This window comes from Methyloglobulus sp., from assembly GCF_046714055.1.
GTDB lineage: Bacteria > Pseudomonadota > Gammaproteobacteria > Methylococcales > Methylomonadaceae > Methyloglobulus.
On the sequence record NZ_JBKKBJ010000014.1, the window covers coordinates 1 to 3,828 of the forward strand.

Consider the following 3,828-nt stretch of genomic DNA (forward strand, 5'->3'; position numbering starts at 1 on the left):
GTGTTAAGGTGTAATGGAAATCTTCTTTCCTGAAATGATTAAGTAGCTGCTTGATAAAAATGTCCGGCGCACTGTCGAAACCGTGTAACTGCGTGACCAATTGTTTGATTTTATCCGAAGGCGCACCCGGCAATTGCCGGGCATGTTGGTATTCGGCTTTAGTGATGTAACCCGTGTTGTATGTAGGGTAGGAAGTCAGTTTGTATTCGGCGCGTTTATCAAAGTCATCGGTGGTAATCAGTTGATAATTGGCATTCTGGCGTAATTGGTTTGGGTAGCCTGCCGGCATGTCCAGCGCAAACACCCAGTTTTTGCCCTGCGGTTCCATCAACAGAGTGTACTGGTAAGGTTTTCCTGAAAAAGTCAGCTTGTCTAAATGTTGTTGGTATGACAAGTCGTTGGCTTGCGTCCACTTTTTGCCGTCGGTTTGGGTTAGCACCGGACCGCGCCAATAGCGTTGCTTAGTTGGTGGAATGGCTCCTGTAAACTTAACCCTGAACACCAGTTCATCCGACATGCCGAGATCGGTGATGGAACCCGGCTCCATCGTGTCGCTGAGTCCCGATTTTTTCTGCTGTTCATCATTAAACAACAGCCATTTCGGCGCCTCAACCCGTGGAAATAGGATGAATATCACAATCATCATCGGTATTGCCTGGGCAATAATAACCCCTGCTTTTTTGATCGCTGCTTTGATCGCCGTACTCGTTTGTGCAACATAACTATTGATGAATGCCAGCGTCGCCAGCAACACACAGCAAACAAACAGGATGTACGCTGCCATCAGTATGCTTTGCCCGTACAAGAACTGAGAGGCGGCAACGATAAATGCCAGATAATTAATCAGGTAAAGATCGCGCTCGCTTTTTATCTCCATTAATTTCAAGCCCAGGGCAATCACGAACAAACTCGTTCCGCCATCGCGTCCCAAAATGCCACGATGCTGACTGTACAGGATCGCCAATCCGCACACAGTCAGGAACAATAGCGTTGGGCCATTAGGTAAACGGTCAGGTTTCCAAATACCGATAAACCGCCAAACTAGCAGCAGGCTAAAAAAGCCGAACACGGCCAAGTGAAGATGATACACATGCGGAAGAGCTATCAGGCCGATAGAGGACAACAAAAAAATCAGGATATTTTTATTATGGGCAGGATTCATCGTAAAAAGTCAGTTGATGTATTCGTGATCAAATTTTAGCTATGAAATATCAATGAAGTGTACAAATAGAACTATCATCCAGATGGCTCCTGCATTGTAGGGGCAGGCCTTGTGCCTGTCCGGGCAACCACAAGGGACTGCCCCTACGATAGCAGCGGAAAAATCAAATCTAATTGATCTTTTAAATCATAAGTTAAACAAGGCCAGCGCTTCCAGACATAGCCGGTAATGTGCGGGGCCATTGCCAGGTTCCAGCCGCAAACTGGGTAGTATGAATCCGTAACTCAGGCCTGCTTGCTCGGCATCAACCACCCAGCGGCATAAGTAACTCAGGCGTTCTTCGAGCGACTGTCCGGGTGCATGCCCATAATCCAGCCAGATTTCTGCCGAACTTTCCCCGCCATACTGCTTGCTGAATAAACCCAATCCTTTCGCGTATGCTTTCCAGTGCAGGTGTTTGATCGGATCGCCTGCTTGATAACTTTGCAACCCGTAAAACTCATCGCCACCCTTTTTGAACTGCCCTTGCTGGGCTTTTGTTGATCCAGTTTCCGGGAAAGGGATTTCCTGGTTTGCTGGTTTAGGATACACCAACGCTTTGGCATTGAAACGGATAGGCGACCAGGCGCGGAACAACCCTAAGGGATAAGTGCTGAAAATGGTGACGGTTCCTGCCGGATGCCAGCCCCGCTTCTGGGTAAGGTCGTATAACGTAATGTGAGCCTTGCTATGCGCTTTCAGGTTGAAGTGCTCGACAGCCTTCATTTTTAGTTGCACATGCTGGCTCTCAACCGATGTGGGATTGTCGATATGGACACCAAAACCCGCAGCCTCTCCAGCAAATACCGCTGTGGTTTCGCCTTCTTGAACCGTCAAACCAGCCAGGGATTTATAGGTATGCAAAATGGTGATAAAAAAAATACTGCCCAGCAAAAATGCCAGCATATAGGCAAGATTGTTGTTGTAAACAAAGGCAATCAGCATTAGCAGCAGGATCAATAAGCTGAAACCCAAGCCACGCTGCGTAGGCAAGATAAATATCCGCCGCTGGTTTAGGATTAACGGTTTTTGGTTCAACCTTCGCTCGCCCAGAAAAAACCGGCTCATCCGAAAGCGTTCCTTTAAGGCTAATCCTTTCAATGGACGGCAACCTTAGCCAGAATGGGTGCGACAATGGCTACGGAATCGTTATTGCCTGACCTTAACCGGTGTCCGGCAACCGCCGCCAGCACGGCCTGTATGTCTTCCGGGATGACCGCATCGCGCTGATCCATGAACGTCCAGGCTTTGGCAGCCGTCAGCAGCGCTAGCCCGGCCCTTGGCGACAGTCCACAATGATACTCCTCTGATTCACGCGTAAAGTTGATGATGGCCTGGCAGTAATCCAGCAAGGCACTGGAAACATGGACTTCAGTAATCGCCTGTTGCAGTTGCTGCAATTGGTGGGGCGTAAGCTGCGCCGATAAGGATTGAATGAGATGATGCCGGTTTTGTCCTATCAGCAATTGGCGCTCCGATTTAGAATCGGGATAACCCAGCTCAATCCGCATCAGAAAGCGGTCCAGTTGCGATTCCGGCAGGGGGAAAGTGCCGATCTGGTGGGATGGATTTTGCGTTGCAATCACGAAAAAAGGTTCCGGCAATGGGTAGGTGATTCCTTCCACGGTGACTTGCTGCTCTTCCATCGCTTCCAGTAATGCGCTTTGCGCTTTGGGTGTCGAGCGGTTAATCTCATCGGCCAGCACCATCTGGTTAAATATGGGCCCTGGATGGAATTTAAATTCATGGTTTTTGGCATCAAACACCGATGCGCCAATGATGTCCGCCGGCAAAATATCGCTGGTAAATTGAATGCGCTGGTAATTCATCCCCAGCAACTTAGCCAGCGTATGAGCCAGCGTCGTCTTGCCCACGCCGGGAATATCTTCAATCAATAAATGCCCGCGTGCCAACAGGCAACACACCGCCAGGCGGATTTGCCTTTCTTTGCCGAGGATAACCTGATTTGCTGCTTTAAGTAGCTGCTGGATGTCATTTTGCATAGTTAATGGTAGGATGCTCGAATTATGAGTTGTTGCCCTTAAGTATAGAACAACACTTCTGGGGAAACGCTGAACAAATCGCTTTCGCTCAGGGTTCGACGACCAAGGAAGTGCCTGTGGTACAAGCTCAGCACGAACGGGATCAATGAGTTACCGTTCATCCTGAACCTGTCGAAGGATTAAATCAGCGTTTCCCCTAGTAAAGGGCAAATCAAAAGCAGGAGTTTTGCAATGAAAGAATATGAAGAAGTACGTAGCCATCTAATTGAAATGCTGGAGGAACTTGACGATCGTCTGGCCAAGATCACTTCTGATGTTAAACATACCGATGTGCCATTAGAAAAAGATTTCGCTGAACTTGCCACACAGTCTGAAAATGACGAAGTGCTGGATTACCTAGGCAATGCCGCCAGGGCAGAAAGGGATAGGGTGCAACAAGCAATCGCCCGGATAGACAGTGGCGAGTACGGCATTTGCGAGTTGTGCGGCGAACCTATCAGAAAAGAGCGCCTGGAAGCTGTGCCTTATTCCAGCATGTGCGTCAAGTGTGCAAGCCAGGCTGGGTGTTGAAGTTGGTAAGAACTTATCCGCAATTAACTTGATAAATTTCATATTGTCGTGAAT

4 protein-coding genes are annotated in these 3,828 nt (G+C 48.6%); 1 reads left to right on the forward strand and 3 read right to left on the reverse strand.

Annotation, left to right across the window (positions count from 1 at the left end; translation table 11 throughout):
- The 3 genes from ACLQ6D_RS00775 to ACLQ6D_RS00785 all read right to left on the reverse strand — a co-directional run.
- A partial coding sequence (locus ACLQ6D_RS00775; RefSeq protein WP_411725340.1) for a DUF3488 domain-containing protein occupies positions 1-1,162 on the reverse strand: 1,162 nt, incomplete at its 3' end.
- A 186-nt stretch (positions 1,163-1,348) separates the two neighbouring features.
- The gene (locus ACLQ6D_RS00780; RefSeq protein ID WP_411725341.1) at positions 1,349-2,269 is read right to left on the reverse strand and encodes a DUF58 domain-containing protein; all 921 of its coding nucleotides are present in this window, start codon (positions 2,267-2,269) and stop codon (positions 1,349-1,351) included.
- Between the two features lie 29 nt (positions 2,270-2,298).
- The gene (locus tag ACLQ6D_RS00785) at positions 2,299-3,204 is read right to left on the reverse strand and encodes an AAA family ATPase (protein WP_411725342.1); all 906 of its coding nucleotides are present in this window, start codon (positions 3,202-3,204) and stop codon (positions 2,299-2,301) included.
- Positions 3,205-3,435: 231 nt separating this feature from the next.
- On the opposite strand from ACLQ6D_RS00785, the gene ACLQ6D_RS00790 reads away from it, so the two are divergent.
- Positions 3,436-3,774, forward strand: a complete 339-nt coding sequence (locus ACLQ6D_RS00790) for a TraR/DksA family transcriptional regulator (RefSeq protein ID WP_411725343.1) — start codon at positions 3,436-3,438, stop codon at positions 3,772-3,774.
- The last annotated feature ends 54 nt before the right edge of the window (positions 3,775-3,828 follow it).